Origin of the sequence: Streptomyces plumbidurans, assembly GCF_019857225.1 — a bacterium.
GTDB classification, from domain to species: Bacteria; Actinomycetota; Actinomycetes; order Streptomycetales; family Streptomycetaceae; genus Streptomyces; species Streptomyces plumbidurans.
The window spans coordinates 43,973-58,660 of the sequence record NZ_JAFJSY010000071.1 but is presented as its reverse complement, the minus strand read 5'-3'; the positions used below and the strand labels follow the sequence as shown (position 1 = coordinate 58,660).

Annotated in this window: 15 protein-coding genes; 7 read left to right on the top strand and 8 right to left on the bottom strand. The window is 72.5% G+C overall.

Going from position 1 to position 14,688, the window contains the following annotated elements:
- Both JYK17_RS32300 and JYK17_RS32295 read left to right on the top strand, forming a co-directional pair.
- A partial coding sequence (locus tag JYK17_RS32300) for a DUF1996 domain-containing protein (protein WP_222811755.1) occupies window positions 1-1,044 on the top strand: 1,044 nt, incomplete at its 5' end.
- Window positions 1,045-1,198: 154 nt separating this feature from the next.
- Window positions 1,199-2,266, top strand: coding sequence for a methyltransferase (locus tag JYK17_RS32295; protein WP_222811754.1), 1,068 nt, complete (start codon window positions 1,199-1,201; stop codon window positions 2,264-2,266).
- An 85-nt stretch (window positions 2,267-2,351) separates the two neighbouring features.
- Here the strand turns inward: JYK17_RS32295 and JYK17_RS32290 are convergent, their stop codons facing one another.
- The 3 genes from JYK17_RS32290 to JYK17_RS32280 all read right to left on the bottom strand — a co-directional run bounded on the left by JYK17_RS32290 (window position 2,352) and on the right by JYK17_RS32280 (window position 4,881).
- Window positions 2,352-2,627, bottom strand: coding sequence for a hypothetical protein (locus JYK17_RS32290; protein ID WP_222811753.1), 276 nt, complete (start codon window positions 2,625-2,627; stop codon window positions 2,352-2,354).
- A gap of 68 nt (window positions 2,628-2,695) precedes the next feature.
- Window positions 2,696-4,273, bottom strand: coding sequence for a glycerol-3-phosphate dehydrogenase/oxidase (locus tag JYK17_RS32285; RefSeq protein WP_222811752.1), 1,578 nt, complete (start codon window positions 4,271-4,273; stop codon window positions 2,696-2,698).
- A complete protein-coding gene (locus tag JYK17_RS32280; protein WP_108014370.1) occupies window positions 4,270-4,881 on the bottom strand; it encodes a TetR/AcrR family transcriptional regulator in 612 nt (203 codons plus the stop codon). Before JYK17_RS32280 ends, JYK17_RS32285 begins: the two co-directional genes overlap by 4 nt.
- 80 nt (window positions 4,882-4,961) lie before the next feature.
- Here JYK17_RS32280 and JYK17_RS32275 point away from each other — a divergent pair, with 80 nt between their 5' ends.
- Together JYK17_RS32275 and JYK17_RS32270 are read left to right on the top strand one after the other, a co-directional pair.
- On the top strand, window positions 4,962-6,560 hold the full coding sequence (locus tag JYK17_RS32275) for an FAD-binding oxidoreductase (RefSeq protein WP_164932108.1): 1,599 nt from the start codon (window positions 4,962-4,964) through the stop codon (window positions 6,558-6,560).
- Between the two features lie 107 nt (window positions 6,561-6,667).
- Window positions 6,668-7,549, top strand: coding sequence for a YegS/Rv2252/BmrU family lipid kinase (locus JYK17_RS32270; RefSeq protein WP_222811751.1), 882 nt, complete (start codon window positions 6,668-6,670; stop codon window positions 7,547-7,549).
- 40 nt (window positions 7,550-7,589) lie between these two features.
- Here the strand turns inward: JYK17_RS32270 and mgrA are convergent, their stop codons facing one another.
- Entirely contained in the window at window positions 7,590-8,633 is a 1,044-nt protein-coding gene (mgrA, locus tag JYK17_RS32265; protein ID WP_128801031.1) for an L-glyceraldehyde 3-phosphate reductase, read from the bottom strand.
- Between the two features lie 131 nt (window positions 8,634-8,764).
- Here mgrA and JYK17_RS32260 point away from each other — a divergent pair, with 131 nt between their 5' ends.
- The 3 genes from JYK17_RS32260 to JYK17_RS32250 all read left to right on the top strand — a co-directional run bounded on the left by JYK17_RS32260 (window position 8,765) and on the right by JYK17_RS32250 (window position 10,914).
- Window positions 8,765-9,217 (top strand): flavodoxin family protein, encoded by a 453-nt coding sequence (locus JYK17_RS32260; protein WP_108014367.1) that lies wholly within the window; start codon window positions 8,765-8,767, stop codon window positions 9,215-9,217.
- A gap of 135 nt (window positions 9,218-9,352) precedes the next feature.
- The gene (locus JYK17_RS32255) at window positions 9,353-10,309 is read left to right on the top strand and encodes a LysR family transcriptional regulator (RefSeq protein ID WP_128801029.1); all 957 of its coding nucleotides are present in this window, start codon (window positions 9,353-9,355) and stop codon (window positions 10,307-10,309) included.
- A gap of 131 nt (window positions 10,310-10,440) precedes the next feature.
- The gene (locus JYK17_RS32250) at window positions 10,441-10,914 is read left to right on the top strand and encodes a carboxymuconolactone decarboxylase family protein (protein ID WP_108014365.1); all 474 of its coding nucleotides are present in this window, start codon (window positions 10,441-10,443) and stop codon (window positions 10,912-10,914) included.
- 54 nt (window positions 10,915-10,968) lie between these two features.
- Here the strand turns inward: JYK17_RS32250 and JYK17_RS41080 are convergent, their stop codons facing one another.
- Genes JYK17_RS41080 through JYK17_RS32230 form a run of 4 tightly spaced genes read right to left on the bottom strand, consistent with a single transcriptional unit; the run spans window position 10,969 to window position 14,677 of the window.
- Complete coding sequence (locus JYK17_RS41080) at window positions 10,969-12,189, bottom strand: vWA domain-containing protein (protein WP_128801028.1); 1,221 nt, start codon at window positions 12,187-12,189, stop codon at window positions 10,969-10,971.
- A complete protein-coding gene (locus JYK17_RS32240; protein ID WP_108014363.1) occupies window positions 12,186-12,905 on the bottom strand; it encodes an SRPBCC family protein in 720 nt (239 codons plus the stop codon). The genes JYK17_RS41080 and JYK17_RS32240 overlap by 4 nt, the downstream gene beginning before the upstream one ends.
- A complete protein-coding gene (locus JYK17_RS32235; RefSeq protein WP_222811750.1) occupies window positions 12,902-13,795 on the bottom strand; it encodes an AAA family ATPase in 894 nt (297 codons plus the stop codon). The genes JYK17_RS32240 and JYK17_RS32235 overlap by 4 nt, the downstream gene beginning before the upstream one ends.
- Window positions 13,796-13,798: 3 nt before the next feature.
- Window positions 13,799-14,677 carry an XdhC family protein gene (locus JYK17_RS32230; protein WP_222811749.1) on the bottom strand — a complete coding sequence of 293 codons (879 nt, stop codon included), beginning with the start codon at window positions 14,675-14,677 and terminating at the stop codon, window positions 13,799-13,801.
- Between the last annotated feature and the right edge of the window lie 11 nt (window positions 14,678-14,688).

The following is a 14,688-nucleotide window of genomic DNA, read 5'->3' as shown; positions in this document are numbered from 1 at the left end:
CTGCGCATCATCACCGGTGACGCCAAGACCACCACCAACGGCCTGGCGAACGCCAACGCGCACTGGAGCTGCACCGGCTTCGAGGACAAGGTGCAGCTGACCGAGCAGTACCCGCTGTGTCCGCAGGGCAGCAAGGTGGTCCGCACCTTCGCGTTCCAGAGCTGCTGGGACGGCAGGAACATCGACAGCGCGAACCACCGTACGCACGACGCGTTCGCCGACCCCAAGAGTGGTGCCTGCCCGAACGGCTTCGAGGCGATCCCGCAGCTGACCGAGCGCCTGGTGTACGACATTCCGACGCCGACCATCGAGAACGGTCAGGTCAAGAACGCGTACGCGGTGGACAGTTTCCCGGAGCAGCTGCACAAGCCGGCCACCGACCACAACGACTTCATCAGCATCACCACCGGTGGTCTTGCCAACAAGATCGCCGACTGCATCAACAGCGGCCGTGACTGCGGTACGGGCTCCGGCGACGACCAGGGTTCGGGCGGCGGAGCCACCCAGCAGCCGTCCGAGCAGCCGACGGACCAGCCGAGCCAGGACCCCACCAACCAGCCGAGCGAGCAGCCGACCGCTCAGCCGACCGAGGGCCAGACGACGCCGCCCGCCGGTGACGACAACGGCAACCAGGGCAACGACGGTTCGGGCAAGGGCCACGGGCACGACGGGTCCGGCAAGGGCAACGCCGGCGGATCCGACGACCAGACGGCCCAGCCCACGGCCTCGCAGACGCAGCAGCAGTCGGACGACGCACCCACGATGTCCAGCACGACGAACCCCAGGGTCTACGCGTCCGCCAAGGCGTCCAAGAGCGCCGCGGCCGGTGCGGACCAGGGCGGTTCGGGCAGCGACGACAACAACGGTGACGGTTCCGTCCAGGCCCAGGGCACGGGCGGCAGCACCTCCGTCGTCGGCAACCAGGCCGAACCGCAGGGCGGCGACCTCGCGGAGACCGGCACGACCCTGTGGCCCGCGGCGGCCGGCACGGTCCTGCTGATCGGCGGCCTGTTCCTGCTGACCCGTACGCGCAGGCGCTACTAGAAATCACGCCCCCAGGGCGCCCGGACCGACTTCCGGTCCGGGCGCCCTAGTCGGTTCGTCCACGTTCGTCCTCGTTCGTCCCGGAGCCCGGGGCCGGGCGGGGGCGCAGCATGGACCATGAAACGGGTACCCGCAGCCGACCGCGGAGGACGAGATGACCGAGCCGACCCCGGAGCCGACGCCCGAGCCGACGCCCGAGCCAACTCCCGAGGACCGCGACGTGATCATGTCCACGGTCTTCGCGCACATGGAGGCCCAGATGCTCGGGGCGACGGTACACCTCGGCGTAGCCGACACGCTGGGCGAGCGGGAGCGGGACGCCGCCGACGTGGCCGCCGATCTGGGCACCGATCCGGACGCCACCCGACGGCTGTTGCGCGCGCTGGCAGGGTCGGGCTTTGCGGCCGAGGTACGGCCCGGCGTGTTCGCCCTGACCCCTCGCGGAGCGCTGCTGCGCACCGACCGCCCGGACTCGGTCGCCGCCTTCGTCGCGATGTTCATGGACCGGACGACGGTGGGCGCCTGGAGCCATCTCGACGACAGCGTCCGTACCGGGCGGGCCGCCTTCGACGAGCTGTACGGCACCGACTTCTTCGGTCACCTCGCGACCCACCCCGAGCTGTCACGGACGTTCAACGCCGCGATGCGCCAGGGCACCGGAGCCACCGCCCGCATCCTGAAGGGCGAGCTCGATCTTGCGGGCGCCACCTCGGTCACCGATGTGGGCGGCGGCGACGGGACGCTGCTCGCGGCACTCCTGACGGAGCACCCCCATTTGCGCGGCGTGCTGTTCGAGACTCCCCAGGGAGCGGCCGAGGCGGGCCCGCTCCTGAAGGCGGCCGGCCTCGCCGGGCGCAGCGAGATCGTCACCGGCGACTTCTTGGTCTCGGTGCCCTCCGGATCGGACGTCTATCTGCTCAAAGGCGTCGTCAAGGACTGGGACGACGACCGGGCGACCACCGTCCTCGCCAACATCAGGTCGGCGATGCCGCCGGAGGGGCGCCTGCTGATCATCGAGGTCGTCATGCCGGAGACCGTCGACGGCTCGGTCCCGTCCGTCATGTACACCGGCGACCTCCACATGCTCGCCAACGTCTCCGGCCGCGAACGCACCGAACCGGAGTACCGCTCCCTGTGCACCCGCGCCGGCTTCTCGGTCCCCCGAGTGACCCGCATGCCACCCCCGTCCCCGATCTCGGTGATCGAGGCGGTGCCGGTGTGAGCGGTGACCGTAGCCCTGCGGTGGCCGCGGGCCCTGCGGCGTCGCGGCCTGCGGTTCCGCAGCCCGCGCTATGGCTCCGGAATGCCTACCGCGCCGAATGCCGCACCGTCTCCCGTACGTCCGCCTCCACCTCGTTGCGAGCCTTTCCCGACTCCCTCGCGAATTCGTTCAGCGAGGTGCGGGCCTCGCGGGCGAGGTCTCGCCAGGCGTGCAGGGCGGTTTCGTAGGTGTTGGTCTGGCGTCCGGTCCAGCCGCCCGGCTGGGACGGCGGGCCGTACGAGTGGCGCAGCTGATCGACCCGGTGGTGTGCCTGCTCGGCTGCGCGCTGTTTCTCCACCAGCTCGTCGAAAGTATGTGTCACGCAAATGGAGCATAGGGCGGTATGTACGGATTTGCGAGGCGAGTCGGTCGTCCACCGGGCGGCCGGACTCAGCCCTGCTGAGCGGTCACCTCGGCCAGCAGGTCCCGTGCCGTCTCCAGCGCCGCCGCGCGGTCCGCGGGGACCAGGCCGATGCGGGTTCTGCGGTCGAGTACGTCGGCCTCGTCGAGGGCGCCCTCGTGGCGTACCGCCCACAGCAGTTCGGCCGCGGTGACGGGGTGTCCCGGCAGGACCCGCTCGCCGAGGCGGGGGTCGTGTTCGGCGAGCGCGAGGACGGCGGGCGCCTCGGTGCCGTAGCGCCGGATCAGGTGGGGCGGCGCGTTCAGCGCGTCGAGGGTGCGGGGCGACGCCGCACCGACGAGCGGGAGGGATGCGGTCGGGGAGGGGCCCGCGGTGAGGCGGCGGGCCGCGACGGCGGCGTCCACGGCGTCCTCGGCCATGCGCCGGTACGTGGTGAGCTTGCCGCCGACCACGGTGATCACGCCCTCGGACGAGGTGAGCACCGCGTGCCGCCGTGAGATGTCCGCGGTCCTGGCGGTGGCGCCCGGACCGTCCTGCGGTGTGGTGTCCAGCAGCGGGCGCAGCCCCGCGAAGGCCCCGACGACGTCCTGGCGCCGTACCGGGAGGTTCAGCACCGAGCCGAGGACGTCGAGCAGGAACCCGATGTCCGTCTCGGGCACCTCCGGCACATCGGGGATCGCGCCGTCGACGGGCTCGTCCGTCAGGCCGACGTAGACCCGGCCGTCGCCCTGCGGAAGGACGAGGACGAAGCGGTTGGTCTCGCCGGGGATCGGGATGTGCAAGCCGGCCGGCAGCGGGCCGAGGTCGTCGGAGCGCAGGATCAGGTGGGTGCCGCGCGAGGGGCGGATGCGGATGCCGTCCACCAGGCCGCCCGCCCAGACGCCGGAGGCGTTGATCACCGCGCGGGCCCGGATCTCGCCCTCCTCGCCGGTGAGTTCGTCACGGACGCGGGCGCCGGTGCCGGTGAGTTCCAGCGCCCGTACCCGGGTGAGGACGCGCGCGCCGTGTGCCGCCGCGGTGCGGGCGACGGCGGTGACCAGACGGGCGTCGTCGACGAGCCGGCCGTCCCAGGACAGCAACCCGCCGCGCAGTCCGCCGGTGCGCAGGGCCGGGGCGAGATGCCGGGTCTCCATCGCGGACAGGCGCCGCGGCGCGGGCAGCGTGGCCCGGGCCGTGCGCGCCGCCACCCGCAGGGCGTCACCGGCCCGGAACCCGGCCCAGGCGAGCGCCCCCTGCCCCCGGGACACCAGCGGCGTCAGGGGCAGCACGAACGGCTGCGCGCGGACCAGGTGCGGCGCCGTGCGCTCCATCAGCGTGCCCCGCTCGACCGCGCTCTCGTGCGCGACGTCGAGCTGACCGGAGGCGAGATAGCGCAGCCCGCCGTGGATCAGCTTGCTGCTCCAGCGGGAGGTGCCGAACGCCAGGTCGTGCGCGTCGACGGCGACCACGCTCAGGCCGCGGGCCGCCGCGTCCAGGGCGGCCCCGGCACCGGTGGCGCCGAGCCCGACGACGAGGACGTCCACCGTGGGGCCGCCCACCGACCCGGCCAGCTCGCGCGAGCGCCGGGCGGCGGACAGGGACGAGCCGGAAGCAGGGCGTTGGCTCATGGCGTGAGGGTCCTCTCCAGAATGGTGCGCAGCTCCGTGAGGAAGGCCGCGGAGTTCAGATCCGCGTCCTCCTCGTCGGTCATCGTCCGCAGGGACAGGGTGAAGGACTGCACGATCAGCAGGACGGAACGGGCCTGGCGCTCGGGATGCCCGGCCCGCACCGATCCGTCGGCGTGACCGTCCTTGAGGCCGTCGGCCAGCAGCTCCAGCAGGGCGTTCTGGCTCGCGCCGCGCCGGTCGAGCACATAGGGGAGCAGCAGTTCGGGGTCGACGTCCACGATCTTGCGGAAGAGCGGATGGGCGCGGAAGGAGGCCACTCCCTCCACGAGCCCGTCCACGAGCAGCCTGCGCGCGTGCGCCCCGTCCCGGCGCTCCGGTATCGCCCGGGTGGCCACGTCGATCCATTCGCGGGTCATCAGATCGCCGACGAGGGTGCGTACGTCGGGCCAGCGCCGGTACAGCGTCATCCGGGAGACCCCCGCGCGGCGGGCCACGTCGGTGAGCGTCGTACGGCGGACCCCGACGGCCAGGACGCAGTCCCGCACCGCGTCGAGGACCGCGTCATTGTGCGAGCTGCCGCCTGAGGCGTTGTGACGAATAGGCGTCATGTGTCACAGTGTAACGCCTCGGCGCCCTCGGACGTCGACGGAGAGAGAATCGCTCGAATCGACCGGTGAGGACGACAGTCATGGACATGCTGTGGAGCGGCTGGGGCGACCCGGCCAAGGCGGCACCGCTGCCCGACACGGTGATCGGGCTGTTGCGCGATCTGCTCGGCGTCAAGCCACGCGGCACCGAACCGGTCGGCCTCGCCGACATCGCCGTACCGGAAGGGCAGTTGGAGCCCGCAGCGCACCGCGCCCTCGCGGCCGCCGTCGGCGGCGAGGAGTTCGTGCGCACGGACGCCGAGACCCGGATCCGGCACACCCGCGGCAAGTCCACCCCCGACCTGCTGCGCATCCGCGAGGGCGACACCCTCGACACCCCGGCGGCCGTACTGCTCCCCGCCGGTCACGACGAGGTCCTCGCCGTCCTGCGGGCCTGCGCCGAACACCGGCTCGCCCTGGTCCCGTTCGGCGGCGGCACCTCCGTCGTCGGCGGTCTCGCACCCGGACGACGCGGCCTCTTCGTCGCCGTGGACCTGCGCCGCATGGACGGCCTGCTCGCCCTCGACCCCGTCTCGCGCACCGCCACCCTGCAACCCGGCCTGCGCGCACCGCAGGCCGAGGCCCTGCTCGCCGAACACGGCTTCACGCTCGGCCACTTCCCCCAGTCCTACGAGTGGGCCACCATCGGCGGTTTCGCCGCCACCCGCTCCAGCGGCCAGGCCTCCGCGGGCTACGGCCGCTTCGACGAGATGGTCCTCGGCCTCACCCTCGCCACCCCCGAAGGCACCATCGACACGGGCCGCGCCCCGCGTTCGGCCGCCGGCCCCGACCTGCGCCAGCTGTTCCTCGGCTCGGAGGGCGCCTTCGGCGTCATCACGTCCGTGACGGTCCGCATCCGCCCGGTCCCCGAGGTCCGCCGCTACGAGGGCTGGAGGTTCGCCTCGTTCGAGGAGGGCACCGCGGCGCTGCGCCGGCTCGCGCAGGACGGGCCGCGCCCGACGGTGCTGCGCCTGTCCGACGAGACCGAGACCTTGATCGGCCTCGCCCAGCCCGACGCCATCGGTGCCTCCGACGCTCCACCGGCCGCTGGTTGCACGGCCATTACCGGCTACGAAGGAACGCAGGAGGACACCTCCTACCGTCGGGAGCGCGCCGCCGCAGTGCTGCGCGCGTGCGGCGGCACACCCCTGGGCGAGGAGCCGGGCGAACGCTGGGCGCACGGCCGCTACTCGGCCCCGTATCTGCGCGACGCCCTGCTGGACGCGGGCGCCTTCGCCGAGACCCTGGAGACGGCCACGTTCTGGTCCCGCGTCCCGGAGCTCTACGCGGCCGTGCGCGACGCCCTCACCGCCACCCTCACCGAGGCCGGCACCCCGCCCCTGGTCATGTGCCATGTCTCGCACGTCTACGAGAACGGCGCCTCCCTGTACTTCACCGTGGTCTCGGCCCAGGGCCAGGACCCCGTCGCGCACTGGACACGGGCCAAGCACGCCGCCAACGAGGCGATCCTCGCCGCGGGCGGCACCATCACCCACCACCACGCCGTGGGCACCGACCACCGCGACTGGTACGTCCGCGAGGTCGGCCCTCAGGCCGTGGAGGCGCTGCGCGCCGTGAAGCGACAACTGGACCCGGAGGGACTGCTCAACCCCGGCATCCTGCTGCCCCTCGACGACTGACCGGGACCCCGTCCCGGCGACCGACCGCCCTCTCGTCCCCAGTCCCTCGTCCCCGCCCCTTGTTCCCCGTCCCGCACAACCGGCACGTCCGCCCCGGAGGCACACCGATGCGACAGTTCACCGCCGTCGTCAACCCCACCGCGGGCGGGTCGAGTTCGGCCGCCGCGCTGCTCGCCGTGGCCCGGCTGCTGCGCGAGGCGGGTGCCGAGCTGCAGACCGAGTACAGCCGCAGCCTCGCCCACGCCCAGGAACTCGCACGGCAGGCCGGGCAGCAGGGCCGGATCGTGCTCGCCGTCGGCGGGGACGGCATCGCGGGCGGCATCGGCGGCGCCCTCAGCGGCACCGGCGCCGTCCTCGGCCTGGTCCCCGCAGGCCGCGGCAACGACTTCGCCAGAGCCCTCGAACTCCCCACGGAACCCGAGGAGTTGGCGCAGGTCCTGCTCCACAACGAGCCCCGAGCGGTCGACACCATCGAGGTCGAGTCGGCCACCCACGGCCGCACCGTCGTCCTCGGCAGCGTGTACGCAGGCGTCGACGCCCTGGCCAACCGGCACGCCAACCACGCGAAACTGCTGCGCGGTTCGGCCTCCTACTACGCCGGCGGACTGCGCGCCGTCACCACCTGGCGGCCCGCCCGCTACCGCGTCACGGTCGACGGCGAGGAACACCTCCACATCGGATACACCGTGGTCGCCGCCAACTCCGGCTACTACGGCTCCGGTCGGCTCATCGCCCCGGACGCCCGCGTCGACGACGGACTGCTGGACATCGTGATGATCAGCGAGGCGCCCCGGTGGCTCTTCTTCGCCATGATGAACGAGCTCAAGACGGGCACCCACGTGCAACGGCCGCAGGTGCGCGTCCTGCGCGGCAGGGAGATCGCCATCTCCGCCGACCGTGACGTTCCCTACGGCGCCGACGGAGAGGTCGACGCCGTCCTGCCCGTCACGGTCAGGGTCCTGCCCGGGGCGCTGCGCGTGCTGTGCTGAGCGGTCGGCTCGGACCGCATCACCGGCTACGGCCTCGGCCTCAGCCGAGGTTGCCCAGCCGGGCCTCCCGCCACAGGTCGACGCCGCCGTCGGTGGCGTACTTGTCGATCTCGGCCAGTTCCTCGGCGCTGAAGTCGAGGTTCTCCAGCGCGGCGACGTTCTGCTCCAGCTGCTCGGTGCGCGAGGCGCCGATGACGAGCGAGGTGACCCGCTCGTCGCGCAGCGCCCAGGCCAGCGCCATCTGGGCGAGCGTCTGGCCGCGCCGGGCCGCGACGTCGTTCAGCGCGCGCAGCCGGCCGAGCATGTCGTCGGTGAGCCACGACCGGTCGAACGACGTGCCCGCCGCGGCCCGCGAACCCTCGGGAACACCGTCCAGATAGCGCCCGGTCAGCAGGCCCTGGGCCAGCGCCGTGAACCCGATGACCCCGAAGCCCTCCTCCTGGGCGACGTCCAGCAGACCCTCGGTCTCGATCCAGCGGTTGAGCATGTTGTACGACGGCTGGTGGATCAGCAGCGGGGTGCCCAGATCCCGCAGGATCGCCACCGCCTCGCGGCTGCGCTCGGCGTCGTAGGAGGAGATGCCGACGTAGAGGGCCTTGCCCTGGCGCACCGCCGTGTCGAGCGCGCCCATCGTCTCCTCCAGCGGAGTCGTCGCGTCGAGCCGGTGCGAGTAGAAGATGTCGACGTAGTCGAGGCCCATGCGCGTGAGCGACTGGTCGAGCGAGGCGAGCACGTACTTGCGCGAGCCGCCGCCCTGGCCGTACGGGCCGGGCCACATGTCCCAGCCGGCCTTCGTGGAGATCACCAGCTCGTCGCGGTACGGCCCGAGGTCCTGCTTCATCAGACGGCCGAAGTTGATCTCGGCAGCGCCGTACGGCGGGCCGTAGTTGTTCGCCAGGTCGTGATGGGTGATCCCGAGGTCGAACGCGCGCAGGGCGATCTCGCGCTGCGTCTCGAAGGGCCGGTCGTCCCCGAAGTTGTGCCAGTAGCCGAGGGAGAGGAGAGGCAGATCGAGACCGGAGCGGCCGGTCCGCCGGTAGCGCATGGTGCCGTCGTAGCGCTCGGGATGTGCGAGGTGGGTCATGCGTTTCACTGTGCTCGCGCACGATTCTTAAGTCCAACAACTACTCTTCATCGGATTCAGAGGTGTCGCTTCTGAATAGCTGCTGAATCGGATACGAGTCCCGTGCTGGTGTCTCGTTTAAGGTGCCGAGTGTGCCCACCTTGCTGATCGTGCATCACACCCCCTCGCCGAACTGCCAGGCCATGCTGGAAGCCGTCGTCTCCGGCGCGACCGCACCCGAGATCGAGAACGTCGAGGTCGTACGGCGACCGGCCCTCGCCGCCACGGCGTCCGACGTGCTCGCCGCCGACGCCTGTCTGCTGGGCACCCCGGCCAACATCGGCTACATGTCCGGGGCCCTGAAGCATTTCTTCGACCAGATCTACTACCCGTGCCTGGACGCCACCCAGGGCAGGCCCTTCGGGTACTACGTCCACGGCGGCAGCGATGTGACGGGCGCGGTGCGGGGGATCGAAACGATCACGACCGGCCTCGGCTGGCGCGCCGCCGCGAAGCCGGTCACGGTGACGGGCGAGCCGTCCAGGTCCGATCTCGAGGCGTGCTGGGAGCTCGGCGCGACGCTCGCTGCCGGACTGCTGGACTGAGCTCGAACACGCCTGCCCCAGCCGCCACTTGAGGCTCGCGAGCCCCGCACGACAGTGGCCTTCGGGGAACTGGTGCGCTAATTTGAGGTGCAGGTCACAGGTGATGTGCACCCGTGGCGAACGGGGAGGTACGCGTTGACCCCGTCACAACTGCGGGCCTATTCGGCGACCGTGCGCCTCGGGTCGGTGAAGGCAGCCGCCGCCGACCTCGCCGTGACCGAGGCCGCCGTATCGATGCACATCGCGCATCTGCGCAAGGAACTCGGCGACCAGCTCTTCACTCGCACCGCACACGGCCTGGCGTTCACGCCCGGAGGGCTCCGGCTCGCCAGCCGCGCGACGGAGATGCTGGGCCTGCAGGACCGCACCATCCTCGAGGTACGGCGGGCGGGCTCGGGCCGCCGGCTGCTGCGGGTGGCCGCCTCCAGCCTCTTCGCCGAGTACGCCGCGCCCGGCCTCATCGAGCTGTTCGCGCAGCGCGCCGCCGACCTGGACGTCGAGCTGAGCGTGCACGACCCGGAGCGGTTCGCCGTGCTGCTCGTCAACCGCACGGTGGACGTGGCGGTCGGGCCGCGGCCCGCCACCCTCGACGACACGATGAGCTGCACCCACTTCCTCAACTACCAGGTGATCGCGGTCGTAGGGCCCGACCATCCGCTCGCCGCGGGCGGTGCCGGGGTCACGGAGCTGCGCGGGCAGACCTGGCTGCTCGGCCCCTCCGCCGTAGGCCGCACCGGGCTCGTTCCCTCGGTGCTGCGCCGGCTGAGCGTGCCCGAGCACAACCAGCGCATCTTCCAGAGCCATGCCGCCGCCCTGGACGAGGCCAAGCGCGGCAAGGGGATCGCCCTCGCGGTGGCCTTCGCCGTGGCGAAGGACCTGTCCGACGGGCATCTGCGCCGGCTCGACGGCCCCCATCTGCCGGTCCGCGGTTCCTGGAACCTGCTCTCGCTGCACGACCGGGAGGCACCCCAGGTCGCGGCCGAACTGCGCCGATTCGTCACCACACCCCGGGCCACCCAGGCCATGCTGCGGGGCGCGGGCGTGACCGCGGGACGGTTCCGGCCCGCCATCCACGTCACGCTGTGGAGCTGAGCTGCAGGAGCTGACCGGCATCCCTTCGCCGGCCCGGCGGAGACGCAGGTCACATCCGCGCCCGTCACAGTTCGCCGGGACGGTCCGTCAAGGAGGTGTACCCACCGAACCACGGCACAAAGGAGCGCACCATGGAAGCTCGCATGAGCCTCTTCGAGAACCCGATCGCCGGGAAGCTGTTCAAGCACATCAACACGGCGGGCAAGGTGGTGTCGGACTCGACGCTGCCGGCCGCCACGGCCGAGCTGGTGAAGCTGCGCGCCAGCCAGATCAACGGCTGCGGGTTCTGCACCGACATGCACACCAAGGACGCCCTGGCCGCGGGCGAGGACCCGCAGCGCCTGCTCATGGTGGCGGCCTGGCGCGAGGCCAAGGTGTTCACCGAGGCCGAGCGCGCCGCGCTGGAGCTGGCCGAGCAGGGCACCCGTATCGCGGACGCGGCCGGTGGCGTGACGGACGAGGCCTGGGCGAACGCGGCCAAGCACTTCGACGAGGAGCAGCTCGCCGCGCTCGTGGCCGTCATCGCGCTGATCAACATGTACAACCGCTTCAACGTCATCACCCAGCAGCCGGCCGGCGACTACCAGCCGGGCATGTTCGGCTGACACCGGGCACCGGCCGCGTCGGACGGCCCGGGCGGCCTCTTCGCCCCGGGCCGTTCAGCCGCGGCGGGCGTAACGGGCCACCTCGCCCGGAACCCGCAGCAGATCCGCGAAGCTGTCCGCGGGCAACAGCAGGTCCACGTACGGAAGGGCGGCGGTCATCGTCGTCGTACGCGGGACGAAGCCCGGGGTCGCGGCGCGCGGGTTGAGCCAGATCACCAGGTGTGCGCGGCGCCGCAGCCGGGCCATGACCGCGGCCAGCCGCTCCGGCGGATCGCCGTCCCAGCCGTCCGAGGCGATCAGGACGACCGCGCCGCGCACCGTGCCGCCGTGGTGCGAGGCGAGCAGCGTGGACAGGCAGTGCGCGATGCGCGTCCCGCCGAACCGGTCCGCGACCCGTTCCGTCGCCTCCGCGAGCGCCGACTCGGTCGAGCGGCGGCCGAGGGTCGTGGTCAGCCGGGTCAGCGAGGTCGCGAAGGCGAAGACCTCGGCGTGCGTGGTCAGCGCCAGCGCCCGCATCAGATGCAGACAGGCCATCGCCTGCGCCTGCATGGACCGGCTCACGTCGCACAGCACCACCACCCGGCGGGGCCGGTGCACGGGTCCGGTGCGCACCAGATGGACCGGGTCCCAGCCGGTGCGCCGGGCCCGGGCCGCCGTCTCGCGGATCGCCACTCGGGGGCCGCCCGGCCGCACCGCGTACCGGCGCGAGCGCCGCATGGGCCACTCCCGCAGCGCCCGCTCCAGCCACCGGCCGAGCAACTGCGCCTGTACGGCGTCGAGTTGCTCGAACGGCATGTCCAGGGCCCCGGCGAGATCGCTGGGCAGACGCTGCGGCACGGACAGCGTGACGTCGTCGCGGTGTTCGGCGTGCGACACGGGCGGCAGGGTCACCCACGGCAGACCGCGCCGGTCCGCCGAGCCTCCCGGAACGTCGTACGACCCGGTGGGCGACGGCGGACGGGCGTCGCCCCCGCGCCCGGCCGAACGCCCGCTGCTGCGGCGGGCGTTGGGGTCGACGGACAGCAGCGCCTGACCGAAGACCGCGTCGAAGACCTCGTCGAACCGCGCCAGGTCCGGCCTGCGGCGGACGAGGGTGACCCGTGCCGACCAGTACAGCGCCGTCCGGGACACGGGCGCCACGGCGACCAGCGCACGCACGAAGTCCTGGGTGGCGGTCAGTCCCACCGCCACCCCCCGCTCCCTGAGCCGGGTGGCGAACGCGACGGCGAACGCGGCCCGGTCGACGGCCGGAAGGAGCGGCCCGGACCGGGTCACAGGGTCAGCAGCAGGACCACGGCGGCGACCACCACGACGACCACGACCAGAGCGGGGACCAGCCTTCGGTACACCGACCTCCCGGCCAGCCGCATCAGGTCGAGTGGTTCGTCCGCCGGCGCCTCCTCCCGCTGTGACGCCTTTTCCCGCTGCGGGGGCGGAGCTACGGACGGAGCGGCGGACGGGAGCGGTTCGGCGACGGCCTGCGGCGCGCCCCCCGCCTCGGCGACGGCCCGTGTCGCGCCCTCCGGCTCGGGCACGGCGGCCGGTTGCGGAGCCAGCAGCCGCGTCTCCACGTTCTCGACGAACTGCGCGAACAGCTTCTGCGAGATCTCGTTGATCATGCCGCTGCCGAACTGGGCCAGCCTGCCGCTGATGTTGAGGTCCGTGCTGACCGTCACCACCGTGCCCGCGCCCTCGGGGCGCAGTCGGGCGTGGATCGTCGCGGAGGCGTTCCCGGCGCCGCGCGTGTCCTTCCCGGCCGCGCTGATGACGGCGATCCGGGCGTCCTCGTCCAGCTTCACGAAACGCGCCGTACCCGCGAACTGGCTGACGACAGGGCCCACTTTGACCTTCACCCGTCCCTTGTACGTGTCGCCCTCCACCCCGGTGAGCTGGGCGCCGGGCAGGCACGGGGCGAGGCCCTCCAGATCCGTGAGGGCCCGCCACACGCGGTCGACGGGTACCTCGACGCCGAACTCCTGGTCGATCTTCATGGTCTCCTCGCCTGTTCGGGACAACCGAGCTCATCAAGTGCCTCGGTGATGGCCGTGCGGTCGTCGGGGCTCTTGGCGACCGCGCTGAGGGTGCTGAGGACGTCGGGGCGCGTCAGCCGCGCGACGCGCAGCGCGGCCAGCGCCGACACCCAGTCGATCGCCTCCGCCATTCCGGGCGCCTTGTCCAGGTCCAGCCGGCGTACGCCGCCGATGAACTGCGTCGCCGAGGCGATCAGCGGCTCGTTCGCGGCCGGGACCGAGCGGCGCAGGATCTGCGCGGCGCGCTCGGGGGAGGGGAAGTCGATCCAGTGGTAGAGGCAGCGGCGGCGCAGCGCGTCGTGCAGCTCGCGGCTGCGGTTGGAGGTGAGCAGGACGACGGGCGGGCGTACGGCGGCGAACGTGCCCAACTCCGGTACGGTGATCGACCATTCGCCGAGGAACTCGAAGAGCAGCGCTTCGAACTCGTCGTCGGCCCGGTCGATCTCGTCGATCAGCAGCACGGGCGGCAGCGGGCCCGCGTGCCGCACCGCGCGCAGCAGCGGCCGGTCGTGCAGGAACTCCTCGGTGAACACATCGGCGTCGGCGAGCCGCCCGCCGCGCGCCTCGGTGAGCCGGATGGCGAGCAGCTGGCGCTGGTGGTTCCACTCGTACAGCGCCTCGCCCGGTGTGAGTCCCTCGTAGCACTGCAGCCGGATCAGCGGGGTGTCCAGCGCCTGGGCGAGTGCCTTGGCGAGGCTGGTCTTGCCGACGCCGGGTTCGCCCTCCACCAGCAGCGGACGGTCGAGCACGGTGGCCAGATACAGGGCGGTCGCGGTCCCGTCGTCGACCAAGTGGCCGACGGTGTCCAGCCGTTGCCGTACCTCCTCCGCGTCGCCGAAGAGCTCGCTCACGCTCTAGCCCACCAGCCCGGCGGCATGCCGGTCCCGGCAGCCCGTGCCGCAGAACCACAACTCGCCGTCCTCGGTAGTGAGATGAGGGGTGCCGGGGGTCACGGTCACGGTCATCCCGCACACGGGGTCCACGGCCTCGGCCGGCGGCGCGGGCGGGGGCACGTGCGGCCTTGCCCGTACGGCCTCCACGACCTCCGCCAGAATGGACAGGGCGATCTCGGGGGCGGTGCGGGCGCCGATGTCGAGCCCTGCGGGGGAGTGGATGCGGGCCTTCTCCGTTTCGTCCAGGCCGAGTTCGTCGAGCAGGGCGGAGCCGCGCCTGCGGCTGGCGACGAGCGCGATGTACGGGATGTCCGCGTCGAGGGCGGCGCGCAAGGACTCGGCGTCCCCGTGACCCTGCCCCGCCACGACGACGGCCGCCGTGTGCTCGGCGGGCCGCCCGCCCGGCAGCGACCGGGCGGTGGCGTAGCCCAGCACCCGGGCCAGTGCGACGAACGCCTCGGCGATCGGCGTGTTCCCCGAGACCTCGACGAGCGGCGGCGGCAGGACGGGTTCCAGGAAGATCTCCAACGCGCCCCCCGACAGACAGGGATTGACCACGACCTGCGCACCCGGTGCGTCCGGGAACGCGTCCTCGCCCGCGGGCAGCACCCGCAGCAGCAGCGGTCCGCCGCCGTGCAGGGCGCCCAGCGCGGCCGTACGCACCGAACCCTCCGCGCACTGGCCGCCCACGAAGCCGTCGATCGTGCCGTCGCCGTGGACGATGGCCTCGTCGCCCGGATGCGCGGAGGCCGGCGCCTGGGCGCGGACCACGCGCGCGTGCACGAACGGCACCCGCCGTCGGGCGAGTTCGAGCGCTCGGGCGCTCACTGTGCCGGTCATCGCGTCCACCT

Coding starts and splice junctions, on each gene's coding strand:
- JYK17_RS32295 (WP_222811754.1), top strand. CDS start 1,199: ATGACCGAGCCGACCCCGGAGCCGACGCCCGAGCCGACGCCCGAGCCA.
- JYK17_RS32285 (WP_222811752.1), bottom strand. CDS start 4,273: ATGAGCCAACGCCCTGCTTCCGGCTCGTCCCTGTCCGCCGCCCGGCGC.
- JYK17_RS32280 (WP_108014370.1), bottom strand. CDS start 4,881: ATGACGCCTATTCGTCACAACGCCTCAGGCGGCAGCTCGCACAATGAC.
- JYK17_RS32275 (WP_164932108.1), top strand. CDS start 4,962: ATGGACATGCTGTGGAGCGGCTGGGGCGACCCGGCCAAGGCGGCACCG.
- JYK17_RS32270 (WP_222811751.1), top strand. CDS start 6,668: ATGCGACAGTTCACCGCCGTCGTCAACCCCACCGCGGGCGGGTCGAGT.
- mgrA (WP_128801031.1), bottom strand. CDS start 8,633: ATGACCCACCTCGCACATCCCGAGCGCTACGACGGCACCATGCGCTAC.
- JYK17_RS32250 (WP_108014365.1), top strand. CDS start 10,441: ATGGAAGCTCGCATGAGCCTCTTCGAGAACCCGATCGCCGGGAAGCTG.
- JYK17_RS32240 (WP_108014363.1), bottom strand. CDS start 12,905: ATGAAGATCGACCAGGAGTTCGGCGTCGAGGTACCCGTCGACCGCGTG.
- JYK17_RS32230 (WP_222811749.1), bottom strand. CDS start 14,677: ATGACCGGCACAGTGAGCGCCCGAGCGCTCGAACTCGCCCGACGGCGG.